Raw genomic sequence first — 16575 nt, 5'->3', positions numbered from 1 at the left:
CGACTCCCACGGCACCCTCAACCACCAGTGCACACAGGGGATTTCCTGCGAATGAGTACCGACGTTGGCGTTGTCCGGCCCCTCCCCGAGTTGCTGCGGGAGCACGCCGGGCGTCTCGGGGACAAGGTCGCCTTCCAGGACCGCCGTACGCGGTTGACGTACCGGGATCTGGAGCGGCGGACCGGACGGCTCGCGGGCCATCTGGCCGGGCTCGGGCTGGGCCGGGGCGAGCGGGTGGCCCTCCTGCTCGGCAACCGTGTCGAGGCTGTCGAGAGCCTGCTCGCGGTCACCCGGGCCGGCGGTGTGGGCGTACCGCTGGACCCGGGGAGCCCAGCTGCGGAGCTGAACCGTCTGCTGGACGACTGCGGTGCGCGGGTGCTCGTCGTCGAGGAGACCGAACTCGCCCGCCGGCCGGAGCTGTTGTCCCGCCCCGGGGTGACCGTGGTGGTGGTCGAGGGGGGCGACGGTGACGAGGGCACCCCGTCGTCGTCGTGGGCGGCGCGCGGCATCCGGTGGTACGAGGATCTGGCGGGGAGGGAGGCCGGCAGTCCCGCCCGGGACGATCTCGGGCTGGACGAAGTCGCGTGGCTGCTCTACACCTCCGGTTCCTCCGGCGTCGCGAAGGGCGTCCTGTCCACGCAGCGCAACCGCCTGGCGCCAATCGCGGCGGGACTCGTGGACGTCCTCGGCCTCTCGGAGAGGGACCGGCTGCTGTGGCCGTTGCCCCTCCACCACGCGATGAGCCAGATCGTCTGCGTCCTCGGGGTGGCCGCGACCGGCGCGAGTGCCGTGCTCCTGCCCCGGTTCTCGGTGACGGAGGTGCTCGGCGAACTGCGCCGTACCGACGAGCCCCGCACCCTGCTCGGGGGCGTACCGACCACGTACTCGGCCCTGCTGGAGGCGGTCCGCGACGAGCGGGGCGGCAAGGGTGCTGGCGGGCTCGGGACGCCCGCGTTGCGGGGGTGCATCAGCGGAGGCGCTTCGGCGGGGCCGGAGTTCCGGCGGGCCTTCGAAGCCGTGTGCGGCACCTCGTACCTGGAGCACTACGGCAGTACCGAGGCGGGTCCGGTGACCATGGCGGCGCCGGGTGAGGCGACGGCCGCCGGGTCGTGCGGCCGGGCGCTGGCCGGCACCCGGGTCCGGGTGGGCGGCGGCGCCGACGGGCAGGACACGGGCGAGGGCGAGTTGTGGGTGAGCGGGCCGGGGGTGATGGCCGGTTACCACCGGGCGCCGGAGGCCACCGCCGAGGTGCTCCACGACGGCTGGTTCCGCACCGGAGACCTGGCCAGGATCGAGCCCTCGGGGGACGTCGTGATCACCGGCCGGGCCGGTGATCTGATCATCCGGGGCGGCGCGAACGTCCACCCCTCGGAGGTGGAGGCGGTGCTGCGGCGCCTGCCCGGTGTGGCGGACGCCGCCGTGGCCGGGCGCCCACACCCCCTGTTCGGCGAGGTTCCGGTCGCCTACGTGGTGGCCGCGCCGGGCGGCGAGGCCCTCGACAGGGCCGCGATCCTCGCCGCCTGCCGTGCGGAACTGTCCGCCTTCAAGGTGCCCACGGATCTGTACGAGGTGGAGCGCGTTCCCCGTACCGCCTCCGGGAAGGTCCGGCGGCACGCCCTCGCCGAGCTGTCCCGTCGGGCGCTGGGCGCCGAGGCGGCCGGGGAGCCGGCGGGGGAACTGCTGGCGCTGGTGCGGAGCGAGGTGGCCGCCCTGCTCGGCTGCGGGGCCGAGGCGGTGGAGCCGACTACGGCGCTCCGGGACCTGGGCATGGACTCCCTGACGGCCACCGTGCTGCGTGAGCGGCTGTCCGACGCGACCGGGCTTCCGCTCTCCGAGGCCGTCGCCTTCGACTTCCCCACGGCCGCCGCGCTCGCCGCCCACCTGCGCTCGCTGCGCGCCGCCGCGAAGTCCGGCCCCGCGACCGTGGACCGTGGCGTGGCGCGGCGGGACGACGACCCCGTGGTGATCGTGGGGATGGCGTGCCGCTATCCCGGGGGCGTGACCTCCCCCGAGGAGTTGTGGCGGCTGGTGGCCGACGGGAGGGACGCGATCGGCCCGTTCCCCGCCGACCGGGGCTGGGACATGGACACGCTGTACGACCCGGATCCGGGTCGCCCCGGCCGGACTTATGTGCGTGAGGGCGGTTTCCTCTCGGGTGTGGGGCGTTTCGATCCGGGTTTCTTCGGCATCTCGCCCCGCGAGGCCCCGGCCATGGATCCGCAGCACCGGTTGCTGCTCGAAGTGGCGTGGGAGGCCTTCGAGAACGCCGGTGTCGTTCCCCGTGCACTGCGCGGCTCGGCGACCGGGGTGTACGTCGGGCTCATGTACAGCGACTACGCCGGCCGGCTGGCGGAGGTGCCGGAGCATGTCGAGGGGTACCTCGGCATCGGCAACTCCGGAAGCGTCGCCTCCGGCCGTATCGCCTACACCTTCGGGCTGGAGGGCCCGGCCGTCACGGTGGACACGGCGTGCTCGTCGTCCCTGGTCGCGCTGCATCTGGCGGCCCAGTCGCTGCGCCGGGGGGAGTGTTCCTTCGCGCTCGTCGGCGGGGCCACCGTGATGACCGCCCCCTTGTCGTTCGTGGAGTTCAGCCGGCAGCGGGCGCTGGCCCCGGACGGCCGCTGCAAGGCGTTCGGCGCGTCCGCCGACGGCGCGGGGTGGGCCGAGGGCGCCGGGATGCTGCTGCTCGCCCGGCTGTCCGAGGCGCGCGGGGCCGGGCTCCCCGTGCTGGCCGTGGTGCGCGGTTCGGCGGTCAACCAGGACGGGGCGAGCAACGGGCTGACGGCACCGCACGGTCCGGCACAGCAGCGGGTGATCCGGCAGGCCCTCGCGGACGCGGGGCTGGAGCCCGGGGACATCGACGCGGTGGAGGCGCACGGCACCGGCACCCGGCTCGGCGATGTCATCGAGGCCGAGGCGTTCCTGGCGACGTACGGGAGTCAGGAGCGGGAGCGTCCGCTCTGGCTGGGCTCGGTCAAGTCGAACATCGGTCACACCCAGGCCGCCGCCGGGGTGGCCGGCGTGATCAAGACGGTGCAGGCGATGGCACACGGGGTACTGCCGCGTACCCTGCACGCCGACGAGCCGACCGACCGCGTCGACTGGTCGTCGGGGAGGGTGGCGCTGCTCAACCGGGCGGTCCGGTGGCCGGGTTCGGGCCGTCCGCGCCGGGCGGGAGTGTCCTCGTTCGGCATCAGTGGCACCAATGCCCATGTGGTGCTCGAAGAGGCACCGGCGGAGCCCGCCACGCCACCGCCGGCTCCCGTGCCGGGCGACGGAGTCGGGAGCGGGCGCCCCGACGGCGGCCCGGCCATCGCTCCGGTTACGGCAGTCGCTGTCCCGGTCTCCGCGAAGAGCGCGCCGGCGCTCAAGGAGCAGGCGAGCCGGTTGTACGACCGGCTCGCCGCCGACCCCAACGCGACCCCGGCGGACATCGGCCACTCGCTCGCCACCACCCGCACGGCCTTCGAGCACCGGGCCGTGGTGGTGGCCCGGGACCGTGCGGAACTGCTCGGTTCCCTGCGGGCCGTGGCGGAGGGCGCGAACGGGCCCCTGGTCCACCGCGGCACCTCGCGCCACCAGGGCCCGCTGGCCTTCCTCTTCACCGGTCAGGGCAGTCAACGCAACGGCATGGGAAGGGAGTTGTACGCGTCGCGGAAGCTGTACCCGGCCTTCGCCCGGTCGTTCGACGAGACCTGCGCCCTGCTCGATCCGCTGTTGCCGGTGCCGCTGCGGGACGTCGTCCTCGCGGACCCCGGCACGAAGACGGGCGCGCTCCTGCACACGACCCGGTTCGCGCAGCCGGCCCTCTTCGCCCTGGAGACGGCTCTGTTCCGGCTGTGGGAGTCCTGGGGGGTACGCCCGGATCTGGTGGCCGGGCACTCACTGGGCGAGATCACGGCGGCGCACGCCGCCGGGGTGCTGTCCCTCGCGGACGCCTGCACCCTGGTGGCGGCACGGGGCCGGCTGATGGACGCGCTGCCCCCGGGCGGGGCGATGGCCGCGGTGGCCGCCGGTGAGGAAGAGGTGACCGCTCACCTCGCCGGTACGGGTGGTGCGGTGGAGATCGCCGCCGTCAACGGACCCCTCGCGGTGGTCGTCTCCGGGGACGAGAGCGCGGTACGGGAGACCGTCGCGCACTTCCGCGACCGGGGCCGGTTCACGGCGCCGCTCCAGGTGAGCCATGCCTTCCACTCCGTACGCGTGGAACCCATGCTGGACGACTTCGCGAAGGTGCTGCGCGGCCTGTCCTTCGGCGCACCGCGCGTTCCGCTGGTCACCGCCGTGACGGGGGGACGGGCCGCCACCGACGAGGAGCTGCGCTCACCGGAGTTCTGGGTGGACCATGTGCGCCGCCCGGTCCGTTTCGCCGACTCGGTGGCACACCTGCGGAGCCGGGGCGCGGCTCACTTCGTCGAGCTCGGACCGGACGCGGTACTCACCGGCCTGGTCAAGGGCTGTCTCGGTACGCCGGGGTCCGCTCCGGACACGGGCGGCGAGGCGCCCGCAGCGCCGCTGGTCCTGCCGGCACTGCGCGCGGCACGGCCGGAGGGCGATGCCCTGACCGACACCCTGGCCGCTCTGTACGCCCATGGCGTGCCGGTCGACTGGCGGGCCGTTCTCGCGGAGCGCGGTGGCCGGCGGGTCGCGCTGCCCACGTACCCCTTCCAGCGCCGCGATTACTGGCTCGACGCCTCTCCGCGACACCGGCCCGCTCCCCCGGCGCACACACCGGCCCACCCGTTCCTGTCGTACCGCACCACGACGGCCGACGACGACGGCCTGTTGCTGACGGGGACGCTCTCCGTGCGGGAGCGGCCGTGGCTGGCCGACCACAGGATCGCGGGGGAGGTGGTGCTGCCGGGGAGCGCCTTCGTCGAGATGGCCCTGCACGCCGGCGAGTCGGTGGGCACACCGGTACTGGACGAACTCGTCCTGGCGGCGCCGCTGCCACTGCCCCCGGACGGCGCGGTCGAACTCCAGGTGAAGGTGTCGGGGCCGGACGACGCGGGGCGCCGGACCGTGCGCTTCCACGCCCGGCCACAGGCGTCCGCCGGTCGACGTCCCTGGCACCGGCACGCCTCGGGGACCTTGGCGCCACGGCAGCCGGCGGACCGCGAGACACCGGCCACCGGGACCGGCGCCGAGCCCTGGCCCCCGCCGGGCGCGGTCCCGCTGTACGCCGGCGGTCCGGGGTCCGACCCGTACGGGGCACTCACCGGGAGCGGTCTGGGCTACGGGCCCGCGTTCCGGGGCCTGCGCGCCGCCTGGCGGCTCGGGGAGGAGCTGTACGCCGAGGTCGCGCTGCCCGACGCGGCCGGTGCCACGGAGACGGGTGGTCCGGGGTTCGTCCTGCATCCCGCGCTGCTGGACGCCGCGCTGCACGCCCTGGCACTCGCCGGTCCCCCGGTGGCGGGCCGCTTCGAGGCGGACGGCGGCGCGGGGACGGCCCTGCCGTTCACCTTCGGCGGGGTACGCCTGTACGCCCCCGGCGCGCGACGGCTGCGGGTGCGGCTCGCTCCGGGAGCGGACGGGCGGACAGCGGTGGAGCTGGCCGACGAGCAGGGGGCTCCGGTGGCGCGGGTGCGTTCGCTGACGCTCCGGCCGCTGCCGTCCGCCGGGCCGGGCCGGGCGGCTCGGGACAGCGCGGTTCTGTGGCGGAGGGACTGGGTTCCGTTGTCCGGGCCGCCCGTACCTCCCACGCCGCCGGTGTGGGGCGTGCTGGGCACGGCCGGCGACAGGCTGACGGAGGCGCTCGCGCCCCGGGGCTCCGGCGTTCCCGTGTACGCCGACTCGGCGTCGGCGGGCCGGGGTTCAGCGGCTGTGGTCGTCGTACCGTGCCCGTGGCCGCCGGGTCCGGCCGATGGTACGGAGAGCACGACGGGGGCTACCGATGGCTCGTCGGCGCGAATCCTGCGGACGGCGAGCCTGACCCTGCGGCTGGTACAGGAGTGGCTCGCCGATCCGGGCCTGGCGGGTTCCCGGCTGGTCCTGGTCACGTCCGGCGCCGTCGGCCCGGACGACGGTGGTCCGGACGACGGTGGTCCGGCCGGTGACGGCGGCGATCCCGGGGACCGCGTACCGGCCCAGGCGGCGGCGTGGGGGCTCGTCCGCTCGGCGATGCGCGAGAATCCGGGCCGTTTCGCCCTGGTCGACATGGACGATCACCCCGGCTCCTGGCGGGTCCTTCCCGCGCTGCTGGCCGCTCCGGCACCGGAGACAGCCGTACGGGAGGGGACGGCGTACGTACCGAGACTCGTCCGGCCGGCCGGGCCCGGTGGGCGACAGCGGTCGCGACCCGCGCTCGATCCGGAGGGCACCGTGCTGGTGACCGGCGGCACCGGCTCGCTGGGCATGCTGCTCGCACGGCATCTGGTCACCGCTCACGGCGTCCGGCACCTGCTGCTCGCCGGCCGGCGCGGGCCCGCCGCGCCGGGAGTGGACGAACTCGTCGCAGAGCTGGGCAAGTTCGGTGCCCGGGTGACCGTACGGGCGTGTGACCTCACGGACCGGACGACGCTGGCCGCCCTGCTCGACTCCGTACCGGCGGCTCACCCGCTGACCGGTGTCGTCCACACGGCGGCCGTGCTGGACGACGGCATCGTCCCGGCGCTCACTCCCGCCCGTCTGGAGAGGGTGCTGCGTGCCAAGGCGGAGTCGGCCCTCGCCCTGCACGAACTGACGCGGGGTCACCAGCTCGCGCTGTTCGCGCTGTACTCGTCGGTGGCGGGGGTCTTCGGCGCCGCCGGTCAGGCCAACTACGCGGCGGCCAACTGCGTGTTGGACGCGCTGGCGCGGCATCGGCAACGGCTCGGGCTGCCTGGTACGTCGATCGTCTGGGGCCCGTGGCGGCAGAGCGACGGCATGACGGCACACCTGGCCGGCGCGGACCTGCGAAGGGTGGCCGGCTCCGGGTTCGCCCCGCTCGGCGCGCAGGAGGGGCTGAGTCTCTTCGACGCCGCCGTCGCCGGTGACGACCCCGTGGTGATCGCGGCCCGGCTCGACCCCGCCGTCCTCGACGGAGGTGTCCCGGAAGCCGCCCGTGAACCGGGGCCCGCCACGGACGGGGGCGCGCCGCCCGCCGCTTCGTTGAGGCGGCGGCTGGCGACCGCCGCCCCGGAGGAGCGAATGGGGTTGCTGCTCACGGAAGTCCGGTCCAAGGCGGCCTCGGTACTGGGCCACCAGGAGGGCGCGAGCTCGATCGACGAGGGCGGCCTGCTGGCGGACCTGGGGCTCGATTCCCTGGCCGCGGTCGATCTGCGCAATCTGCTGTCCGCGTCGACGGGGCTGACCTTGCCGCCCACGCTGCTGTTCGACTTCCCGACGCCGCGCGCGGTCGCCGCCGAGCTGGCGGAACGGTACGGACGGGAGACGGTTCCTTCCGGTTCTCCGGGCGCTCCGGAGCGACCGACCGCCACCGACCGCCCGGCGGACGACGGCGGTCCGGGCACGGCCGGTCCCACGGCTGCCCCGGTGCGGGTGGAAGGCGTACCCGCGCCCAGGGAGGCTCCGGACTCCGTGGGCGCCCTGTTCCGCAGTGCCTGTGACCGGGGCCGGACCTGGGACGGCATGGTGCTGCTCACGGTCGCCGCACGCCTGCGCCCGGTCTTCGACGACGCCGGGGCGGCCGGCGCGGTGCTCGACCCCGTGACGCTCGAAGCGGGCGGTACGGCTGCCCGCGTGATCTGCTTCCCCGCGCTCAGCGCGCTCTCCGGCCCCCAGGAGTACGCGCGCCTCGGCGCCGGACTACGGGGTCTGCGGCCGGTATCGGCGGTACGGTACCCGGGGTTCAGGCCCGGCGAGGCGCTGCCGGCCACGCTGAGCGCCCTTGTCACCGCGCAGACCGCCACGGTGCGCGCGCTCGCCGGTCAGGAGCCCGTGGTGCTGCTGGGCCGCTCGGCCGGCGGCTGGGTGGCCCAGGCCGTGGCGGAGCGGCTGGAGGCGGAGGGCTCGGCCCCGGCCGCCGTCGTCCTGGTGGACACCTACCCCCCTGGTGCGGACGACCGCGGGCAGTCGCTCTCCGCGATGACGTCGGACATGCTGCGCCGGGCGGCGCGGTTCTCCGGTGCCGAACCGGACCGGCTCACCGCCATGGCCGGCTACTTCGAGCTGTTCACCGGCTGGCAGCCCTCGGCCCTTGCCGCCCCGACCCTCTTCGTACGGGCCGGGGACCCGCTGCCCGGCACGGAGGCCGCCCCGCCCTGGAGTGTGCCGCACACCGACATCACGGTTCCCGGGGACCACTACACCGTGTTGGAGGAACACGCTCGGACCACCGCGCTCGCCGTACACCACTGGCTTACCGAGAGCGTTGCCATGCCGGAGCGTCGCGGGTGAAGGGGGCAGGGCGTGGACGGCGTCGGTGATGACGCCCTCCACGCCCTGCCCCCGCGCACTCACAAGGTCTCGGCCATCTCGGACGCCCGGCCGTCCCGCGCCCCGGAAGAGCCCAGCGCCACGCGCAGCTCCGTCAGTCCCCGGAACGCCGGGAACGGCACCTTCAGCCACTGCGCCTCGGCGTCCGGCGTTTCCAGGGAGAGTTCCGGGAAGCGGCTGAAGAGGGAGGTCAGGGCGATCTGCATTTCCATTCTGGCGAGCGGCGCGCCCAGGCAGTAATGCGGGCCCGTGCCGAATCCCAGGTGGTTGCTCTGTACGCCCGGACGGGTGATGTCGAAGACGTCGGGGTTTTCGAAGGCGGCGTCGTCGCGGTTCGCCGAGGTGACCGCGATCTGGACCAGCGCGCCCTTGGGAATGACCGTTCCCGCGATGGTGATGTCCTCAAGGGCGTGGCGGAAGGTCGCGTTCTCGACCGAGCCCTCGTAGCGGATGACCTCCTCGATGGCGTTCGGGAGGAGGTCCGGGGAGTCGATGACCTGCTTGAGCTGCTCGGGGTGGGTGAGCAGGGTGTAGACGGCGTTGCCGATGAGGTAGGCGGTCGTCTTGTGGCCGGCGAAGAGCAGCACCCACAGGGTGGAGAGCAGCTCGCCGTCCGTCAGGGACTCCTGCTCGTCGCTCGTCTGGATGAGGACGCTCAGCAAGTCGTCCTCGGGGGCCTTGCGCTTACGGGCGATCAGGACCTCGAAGTACTCCCGGAGCGTGGTCTCCGCCTCGTGCAGCTTGTCCTTGTCCTTCTTGCTGAACCCGGTCCGCGCGACGACGCTGCACCACTGCTGGACCTCGGCCCGCTCCTCCTCGGCGACGCCGATCAGCTCGCAGATCACCTGGAGCGGCAGCGGGAAGGCGAAGGCCGACAGGAGGTCGACGGAGTCCTGGGCGGCGCACCGGTCGAGCAGCGCGTCGGTGATCTCCTGGACGCGGGGGCGCAGGGCCTCGATGCGGCGGGGGACGAACGCCTTGCTGACGATCCGGCGCAGCCGCGAGTGCTTCGGCGGGTCGGCGAACAGCATGTTGTCGTCCAGGGCGATGGAGGAGTCGCCGAAGATGGCCCGGTAGGCGTCGATGGCCGCGTACATGTCCTTGCTGATCCGCGGGTCGGCCAGGGCCGCCTTCGCGTCCTCGAACCGCGTGACGAGGTACGACTCCACCCCGTGCGGCGGGGTGAGGGGGACGACGGGCGCGTTCTCCCGCAGATGCCGGTAGAGGGGGTGCGGGTTGGAGCGGTACACGGGGCAGCCGCGGGATGCCGCGTCCACTGCCCGGGCTGTCTCGTCCGCGTTCTCCTGCTCTTGCAACTGAGTCATCGACGGCCCTTCTTCTCTTCCCGCAGTGATCTTCCCGCAGTGGCACGAGGCGGCTGAACGCCGGAACGCAGGAATGCATTGACGCCACGCGGAACGGGAAAACCCGATTCACCCTTACGCCGAGCGGTCCGCGCAGGCGCGGTAAGGACGCGGAAAACGTCGATGCGCCGTCCGAGGGAAGGCTCGATTGCCGACCCCGTGACGGTATGACAGGTTCGGAATCAGGGCCGCCACGAGTTCGAATTGCTGCCCGAACCACCGCTGGGTCACTGGAGGAGGACGGGCCGTGGACAAGCGTGCCTCAGAAATCGAAGAAAACGAAGAAATGCTGCCGGTATTGATCGTGGGCGGTTCGCTCGTCGGACTGTCCGCGTCGGTGTTTCTGGGCCGGCTCGGCGTCGGCCACATGGTCGCCGAACGCCGGGCCGCCACGTCCGAGCACCCCCGGGGCCGGGGCAACAACATGCGGACCATGGAGCTGTTCCGCACCGCCGGGCTGGAGCCGGACATCCGGCAGGCCGCGTCCTGCCTGTCCGGCAATCACGGCATCCTGCAGACGGACCGGCTCTCGGGCGGTGAGAGCCGCTGGCTCTCGGCCCGGCTGACCGGCGGGGCCCCCGAGAAGGGCCTGTGCTCGACCGTGCGGTGCGCGTGCAGCCAGAACGACCTGGAGCCGGTCCTGCTGGACCACGCCCGCCGGCTGGGCGGGGACGTGCGCTTCGGCACGGAGCTGGTGTCCTTCACCGAGGAACCGGACGGCGTGACGTGCGAACTGCTCGACCGGGAGAGCGGTCTGACGTACACCAAGCGTGCGGCCTACCTCCTGGCGGCCGACGGGCCGCGCAGCCCCGTGCGCAAGCGCCTGGGCATCGGGCAGAGCGGCCGGGGCGACCTGTTCCACAACGTCAGCGTCACCTTCCGCAGCAAGCTCCTGCGCGAGGTGGTGGAGGATCAGCGCTTCCTCGTCTGCTACCTGAACGGCACCGAGGGCGACGGGGTCCTGCTGCCGGTCGACAACGAGGAGAAGTGGGTCTTCCACATCCCCTGGTTCCCCGAGCGCGGCCAGACGCTCGACTCGTTCACCGACACGCGCATCGCGGACCACATCAGGGCCGCCGCCGGCGTACGGGACCTGGACGTCGAGGTCACCGGGCGCGCCCCCTGGCACGCGGCGGACCGGGTCGCCGACCGCTACCGGGAGGGGCGTGTCTTCCTCATCGGCGACTCCGCCCACGAGATGCCGCCCACCGGCGCGTTCGGCTCCAACACGGGCATCCAGGACGCGCACAACCTGGCCTGGAAGGTCACCGCGGTGCTGCGCGGCTGGGCGGGTGAGGGGCTGCTCGACACGTACGAGAAGGAGCGGCGCCCCGTCGCCCTGGCGACGATCGCGCGGGCCATCGAGCAGGCGGCCCGCGAGGAGCACCCCGGCTACGCGGCCGCGCAGGCCACGGCCCAGAGCACGGACCTGATGACCGTCTCCCTCGGCTACCGCTACGTCTCCACGGCGGTGGCCGGCGCGGACACCGAGGCGCCGACGATCCCGGAGGAGCTCCGGCTGGAGGGCGACCCCGGTACCCGGGCCCCGCACATGACGGTCGCGCACGACGGGGAGACCAAGTCGACCGTCGATCTGTACGAGCGGTCCTTCGTCCTGCTCTCCGGTACCGCGGACGGCCCGTGGCCGGCGGCCGCCCGGGGCGCGTCGGCCGTGCTCGGCGCCCCGGTGCTGTCCTACCGCGTGGGCGCGGGGCCGGACTTCGACCTCGACACCTCGGCCGCGGGCGGCGGCGGTGGCGCGGACTGGGCCGCCGTCCACGGCGTCACCTCCCGGGGCGCGGTGCTCGTCCGCCCCGACGGCATGGTCGCCTGGCGCTCCACGGACCTCCCGGCAGACCCCGCGTTCGAGCTGACGTACGCCCTCGAAGGCCTGCTCAGCCGCTGATCCGCCCCGGACACCTCCACCACAGGGAGCCCTTCCATGAGCACCGACCTGCAAGCCCCGGGCGACATAGGCCGCCCCGCCGCGCTGGGCGGCGACGACGCCCGGCACGAACGAATAGACGTCCACCACCACTACACCGCCCCCGAATGGGTGCGGTGGGCCGACGAGAACGGCCTGGTGGACCGGGACAGCCTGCCGCCGTGGACGCGGTGGGACGAGACCGCCGCGCTGGACCTGATGGACCGCACCGGCACCCGCACCAGCGTCCTCACCGTGGCCATGCTGGGCCGCTCCAAGGAGCCCGCGGCCCGCAGGGAGAGCGCGCGGGTCGCCCTCGACGCCGCCGGTGCCCTGGCCGCCCGGCACTCCGGCCGCTTCGCCTTCTTCACGCCCGTCTTCCTGGACGACCCCGAGCTCTCCCGCTGGTCCGTCACCCACGGGATGGACGAGCTCGGGGCCGTCGGCGTCAGCGCGCGCACCAGCACGGGCGAGACGTTCCTCGGCGACCCCGCGCTCGACCCGCTCATGGCGGAACTGGACGAACGCGGCGCGGTGATCAGCACGCACCCCATGCAGGTGGCCACCTCCGGCGCGCCCAAGGGCGTACCGCCGTTCGTGTGCGACTTCCTCATGGACACCACGCGCGCCGCGCTGAGCCTGATCATGAACGGCACGCTGGACCGCTTCCCGCGGCTCACCTTCATCCTTCCGCACGGCGGCGGCTATCTGCCGTACATCGCGGGCCGGATCGAGGTCTTCGGCCGCCAGCTGGTCCCCGCCGTCGATCCCGGCCGCGTGCGCGACTACCTGCACCGCTTCTACTACGACACGGCCGCGCCGATGTCCCCGTCGGCCACCCCCACCCTGCTGGCCGCCGCGGGCTCCTCCCGGATCCTGTACGGGAGCGACTGGCCGCCCACCCCCACGCGCGTGGTCACGGAGGTGACCGCGCCCGCGCTGGACGCGGACCCCGCCCTCGGCGACCTGGAGCGCGGCCACATCAACCGCGGGAACGCCCTGCGGCTGCTGCCCGCGCTCGCTCCTGCCTGAACGAAGGAATGAAGACAATGGCGCACGTCGAAGAAGAAGAGCTCCGCGGTGACGCGATCCGTACGGGGGCCCGGTCCCGGTCCTTCAGCGGTGTCGTGCGGTCCGTGGCCGGGCAGGCCCATCTGCTCCCGGTGCTGCTGGTCCTCACGGTCATGATGGTGGCGCTGTGGCTCATGGGCATGCCCTTCCTCCAGGCCCTGACCATTTCGACCGCGCTGAAGATCTCGATGGTTCTGCTCGCGGCGCGCGGTCTGCCCCGCGCCGCGAAGAACTGACGCGGGCTCAGACCCCCTGGCCCGCCTTCTCGCCGGCCCCGCTCTCCCCCACACCGGGCGACGGGGCCGCCGCGAGGCCGTCGTCGCCCGGGTGGACCCGGCGTTCACGGAGATCAGCCACGGCCAGGGCGAGGGCGAGAAGGATGATGGCCACGGCGGTGAGCAGCCCGAGCTGCAGGGCCGTCGTGGCCCGGCCGTGGTTGGCGAGGTGCGCGAAGTACACGGCGCCGACCACGGCGATGCCCACGGACGAGCCGATGCGCTGGCCGGTCTGCATCACTCCGCCGGCCGCGCCGGCCCGTCGTACGGGCACGAGTGTGAGGGTGAGGGTCGTGTTGGGCGAGACCGTGAGGCCGGACCCGGTCCCGCCGATGAGCAGCGGCAGCGCCATGGCCCAGCCGACGTGCTCGCCGGGCACCAGCTGAACGGCCAGGACGACGCCCAGCAGGCCGACGACCACTCCGCTCAGGCCGATGACGACCAGTTTGCGGCCGTGGCGCATCACCAGCCGTCCCCCGTAGGCCGCGCCGACCGCCGAGGCGGCCGCGAACGGCAGGATCGTCACACCGGCGGCGAGGGGGCTGTAGCCCACCGCGTTCTGCAGGAACAGTGACAGGACGAAGAAGATGGTGGTGAGGCCGCCGAAGAACGTGAGGCTGATCAGGGTGCCGAGCGTGAAGGAGCGCAGGGAGAACAGGCCGAGGTCGACCAGCGGGGCGTCGCCCACGCGGACCCGGTTCCGCTCCCACGCCCGGAAGGCCGCGAGCAGCAGGACGCCGACCGGGAGGAGCAGCCACTTCGCCCGGCCGTGCCACTGCTGTTCCTGGACCAGGGGAAGCAGCAGCGCGAGCACGCCGGTGCCGAGGAGCAGGACGCCGACCGGGTCGAACTTCTCCCGTCTGCCGCTCGGCACCGGGAGGCGGGGCAGCAGCCGGTGGCCGGCGACGAGGGCGGCGACGCCGATGGGCACGTTGACGAAGAACACCCAGCGCCAGCCGTGTTCCGTGCCGAACGCCTGGAGCAGCAGTCCGCCCGCGAGCGGGCCCACCGCGGTGGACACGGCGATGACGCTGCCGTGGAAGCCGAACGCCCGGGCCCGTTCGGCGCCCTGGAACATCTGCTGGATCAGCCCCGAGGTCTGCGGTGCGACCACACCGGCGGCCGCGCCCTGGACCATCCGGAACACCACCAGCCACGCGGGTCCGGCGGCCAGACCGCACGCCATCGACGCGGCCGTGAACACGCCGAGGCCGAGCAGCAGCGCCTGGCGGCGCCCCCGCAGGTCGCCCAGCCGTCCCGCCGGCGCCAGCGCGAGCCCGAAGGCGAGGGCGTACCCGGACACCACCCAGGCCTGGGTGGCCTCGGAGGCACCGAGCCCGCGCTCCATGGAAGGCAGAGCCACGTTCACGATCGAGACGTCGAGCAGCGAGATGAAGCCCGCGGTCAGACAGACCCCGAGCGCTTTCCACCGCCGGTCGTCGAGAACGGGACGGTCCGTTTCTGTGGTCATGTGATCACGCTATGCGCGCGCGGTCGTACCGGCGGGGAAGGGAGCCGGGATGTCGTGACGCGTCACGGTCGGTCGCGGCGGGGGCCGCCCCGGCTTGGGCGCGGTGAGGGTGTGGGCCGGCGCCCTCCCGCGTCTGGCCCCGCCTCAGCCGGCCCCCGGCGCCGTGACCGGCATCCCCGCCAGGTTCAGGTCGCCCGGTGGGGGCAGCGGGCCGTGTTGGGGGGCCGGGCGGAAGGAGTCGAGGAGGTAGGCCACCAGGCGGGTCGATGCCGCCGTGTCGTCGGGGCGGGCGGCGACCAGGCCGCCGTGGGACAGCAGGACGACGGCCAGGTCGGAGAGGTGGAAGTCGGGGCGGAGGGCGCCTGCGGCCTGGGCTCTGCGGATCAGCACGGACAGGGCCTGCTCGGCCTCGGAGCGGGCCTCGGCGTGTTCCCGGGCGCGGTCGGGGAAGGCCGCGAGGAAGGCCGCCGGGAAGCCGCGCTCCTCGCGTTGGAGGCGGCACAGTTCCACCACCAGGCGCCGGAAGCCGCGCCCCGCGTCGGGGTCGGCCACCGCCTCCGCGCACACCCCGGCGCAGGCCGCCATCTGGTGCGCGAAGGCGCCTCTCACCAGGTCGTCCCGGGTCGGGAAGTGGCGGTAGAGCGTGGCCACGCCCACTCCGGCCCGGCGGGCCACCGTCGCCATCGGGGCGTCGATGCCGTGCTCGGCGAAGACCTCGCGGGCGGCGGCCAGGATACGGCGGCGGTTGCGGCGGGCGTCCAGACGCAGCCCCTTGCCCTCGGCGGGGTCGGCCGCCGTGTACTTTTCCACGCCCGGGGCCGCCATCCGAGAGGAATCGGCGGTCACTGTCTCTCACCTCCGCGTAAACGGACGATGTCGTCCGTTTGCCAGCCTAGCCTCGGGAAACGGCCGCCGTGACGCTTCCGGCGGCTCCCACGTCAGCGGAGGAGAACACCATGAGGGCCGTATTCGTCGACCGCTTCGGCGGCCCCGAGGTGCTGCGCGTAGGCGAGGCCGAGCGGCCCGCGCCGGGCCCCGGTCAAGTGCTCGTACGGGTACGGGCGTTCAGCGTCAACGGCGGTGAACTCGCCGCCCGGGCCGGGAAGGTGCGCCTGGTGACCGGACGCCGGTTCCCGCAGCGCACCGGCCTCGACTTCACCGGCGAGGTCGCCGCGCTCGGCGGCGGTACGGCCGGCTTGGCGGTGGGCGACCGGGTGTGGGGCGTGCTGGGCCGCGCCTCGGGGTTCGGCAGCGCGGCCGAGTACGTCGCGGTGCCGGCGGAGCGCGTCGGACGGGTGCCGGACGGCCTGGACCTGGTGGCGGCGGCCGCGCTCCCGGTCGCCACCACCGCCGTCACCGCCCTGCGCGACAAGGCCCGGCTCCGCCCCGGCGAACGGCTCCTCGTGCGCGGAGCGGCCGGCGGCGTCGGCAACGCCGCCGTCCAGCTGGCCGCAGCACACGGCGCCCACGTCACCGGCCTGGCCCGCGCCGCGAACCTCGGTTTCGTCCGCGGACTGGGCGCCGACGAGGCGGTGGACCATCACGCCGTCCGCCCGGACGACCTGGGCCGCTTCGACGTCGTACTGGACACGGTGGGTACGCAACTGGCTTCCTATCGACGGTTGTTGAATCCCGGCGGCCGCATGGTCACCATCGCCTTCGACCTGTCCCGCCCCGTCGCGTCCCTCTCCTCCGTCGCCGCGAGTGCCGTGCACGGCCGCAGCCGGATCCGCTTCTTCAGCGGCAATCCGCGGCGGGCTCTCCTGGACGACATCGCCCGGCATGTGCTCCGGGGCGAGCTGCGTCCCATGGTGGACGCCGTGTATCCCCTGGCGGCGGTCGCGGATGCCCATCGGGCGCTGGAGGCGGGTGGGGTGCGGGGGAAGTTCGTGGTGCGGGTGGACTGAGCCGGTGGGCCGACGCGTATCCGCCTTCGGCGGTCTCGGTACCGGTTCCGCGTTCGCGGGGATCAGGCGCTCGGTGACACCCGGGCTGCCCGACAACGCCGAGGGCGTACAGGTCCGGGCGTGGGCGGAGTGGGCCGAACCGGCCCTGGGCCCGGATTTCCGAGCCGCCGTGCGGCGGACGGCCGAG

Annotated in this window: 8 protein-coding genes; 5 read left to right on the top strand and 3 right to left on the bottom strand. The window is 73.9% G+C overall.

All coding sequences use genetic code 11. From position 1 onward, the window contains the following. Window positions 1-51: 51 nt before the first annotated feature. The gene (locus AB0898_RS27935; RefSeq protein WP_366805772.1) at window positions 52-8337 is read left to right on the top strand and encodes a type I polyketide synthase; all 8286 of its coding nucleotides are present in this window, start codon (window positions 52-54) and stop codon (window positions 8335-8337) included. A gap of 59 nt (window positions 8338-8396) precedes the next feature. On the opposite strand, the gene AB0898_RS27930 is transcribed toward AB0898_RS27935, so the two are convergent. Further along, window positions 8397-9701, bottom strand: a complete 1305-nt coding sequence (locus AB0898_RS27930) for a cytochrome P450 (RefSeq protein WP_366805771.1) — start codon at window positions 9699-9701, stop codon at window positions 8397-8399. 325 nt (window positions 9702-10026) lie between these two features. Here AB0898_RS27930 and AB0898_RS27925 point away from each other — a divergent pair, with 325 nt between their 5' ends. The 3 genes from AB0898_RS27925 to AB0898_RS27915 are packed head-to-tail and all read left to right on the top strand — an operon-like array spanning window position 10027 to window position 12971. Further along, window positions 10027-11646 (top strand): FAD-dependent monooxygenase, encoded by a 1620-nt coding sequence (locus tag AB0898_RS27925; RefSeq protein WP_366805770.1) that lies wholly within the window; start codon window positions 10027-10029, stop codon window positions 11644-11646. Window positions 11647-11682: 36 nt separating this feature from the next. Continuing rightward, window positions 11683-12696: an amidohydrolase family protein gene (locus AB0898_RS27920; RefSeq protein WP_366805769.1), complete on the top strand. Its 1014-nt coding sequence runs from the start codon at window positions 11683-11685 to the stop codon at window positions 12694-12696. 17 nt (window positions 12697-12713) lie between these two features. Then, the gene (locus tag AB0898_RS27915) at window positions 12714-12971 is read left to right on the top strand and encodes a hypothetical protein (protein WP_366805768.1); all 258 of its coding nucleotides are present in this window, start codon (window positions 12714-12716) and stop codon (window positions 12969-12971) included. 7 nt (window positions 12972-12978) lie between these two features. Here AB0898_RS27915 and AB0898_RS27910 read toward each other — a convergent pair whose 3' ends face one another. Both AB0898_RS27910 and AB0898_RS27905 read right to left on the bottom strand, forming a co-directional pair. After that, entirely contained in the window at window positions 12979-14481 is a 1503-nt protein-coding gene (locus tag AB0898_RS27910) for an MFS transporter (protein ID WP_366805767.1), read from the bottom strand. 144 nt (window positions 14482-14625) lie between these two features. After that, on the bottom strand, window positions 14626-15306 hold the full coding sequence (locus AB0898_RS27905) for a TetR/AcrR family transcriptional regulator (protein ID WP_407078423.1): 681 nt from the start codon (window positions 15304-15306) through the stop codon (window positions 14626-14628). 131 nt (window positions 15307-15437) lie between these two features. On the opposite strand from AB0898_RS27905, the gene AB0898_RS27900 reads away from it, so the two are divergent. Further along, window positions 15438-16388: an NAD(P)-dependent alcohol dehydrogenase gene (locus AB0898_RS27900; protein WP_366805765.1), complete on the top strand. Its 951-nt coding sequence runs from the start codon at window positions 15438-15440 to the stop codon at window positions 16386-16388. Window positions 16389-16575: the final 187 nt, after the last annotated feature.

The sequence above is a fragment of the Streptomyces sp. NPDC005435 genome (genome assembly GCF_040703155.1).
Taxonomy (GTDB): Bacteria; Actinomycetota; Actinomycetes; order Streptomycetales; family Streptomycetaceae; genus Streptomyces.
This window is presented reverse-complemented; position numbering and strand designations above follow the sequence as displayed.

What these genes read in the sequence shown, in the direction of transcription:
- AB0898_RS27925 (WP_366805770.1), top strand. Translation starts at nt 10,027, where the DNA reads ATGCTGCCGGTATTGATCGTGGGCGGTTCGCTCGTCGGACTGTCCGCG.
- AB0898_RS27900 (WP_366805765.1), top strand. Translation starts at nt 15,438, where the DNA reads ATGAGGGCCGTATTCGTCGACCGCTTCGGCGGCCCCGAGGTGCTGCGC.
- AB0898_RS27915 (WP_366805768.1), top strand. Translation starts at nt 12,714, where the DNA reads ATGGCGCACGTCGAAGAAGAAGAGCTCCGCGGTGACGCGATCCGTACG.
- AB0898_RS27910 (WP_366805767.1), bottom strand. Translation starts at nt 14,481, where the DNA reads ATGACCACAGAAACGGACCGTCCCGTTCTCGACGACCGGCGGTGGAAA.
- AB0898_RS27930 (WP_366805771.1), bottom strand. Translation starts at nt 9,701, where the DNA reads ATGACTCAGTTGCAAGAGCAGGAGAACGCGGACGAGACAGCCCGGGCA.
- AB0898_RS27905 (WP_407078423.1), bottom strand. Translation starts at nt 15,306, where the DNA reads ATGGCGGCCCCGGGCGTGGAAAAGTACACGGCGGCCGACCCCGCCGAG.
- AB0898_RS27935 (WP_366805772.1), top strand. Translation starts at nt 52, where the DNA reads ATGAGTACCGACGTTGGCGTTGTCCGGCCCCTCCCCGAGTTGCTGCGG.
- AB0898_RS27920 (WP_366805769.1), top strand. Translation starts at nt 11,683, where the DNA reads ATGAGCACCGACCTGCAAGCCCCGGGCGACATAGGCCGCCCCGCCGCG.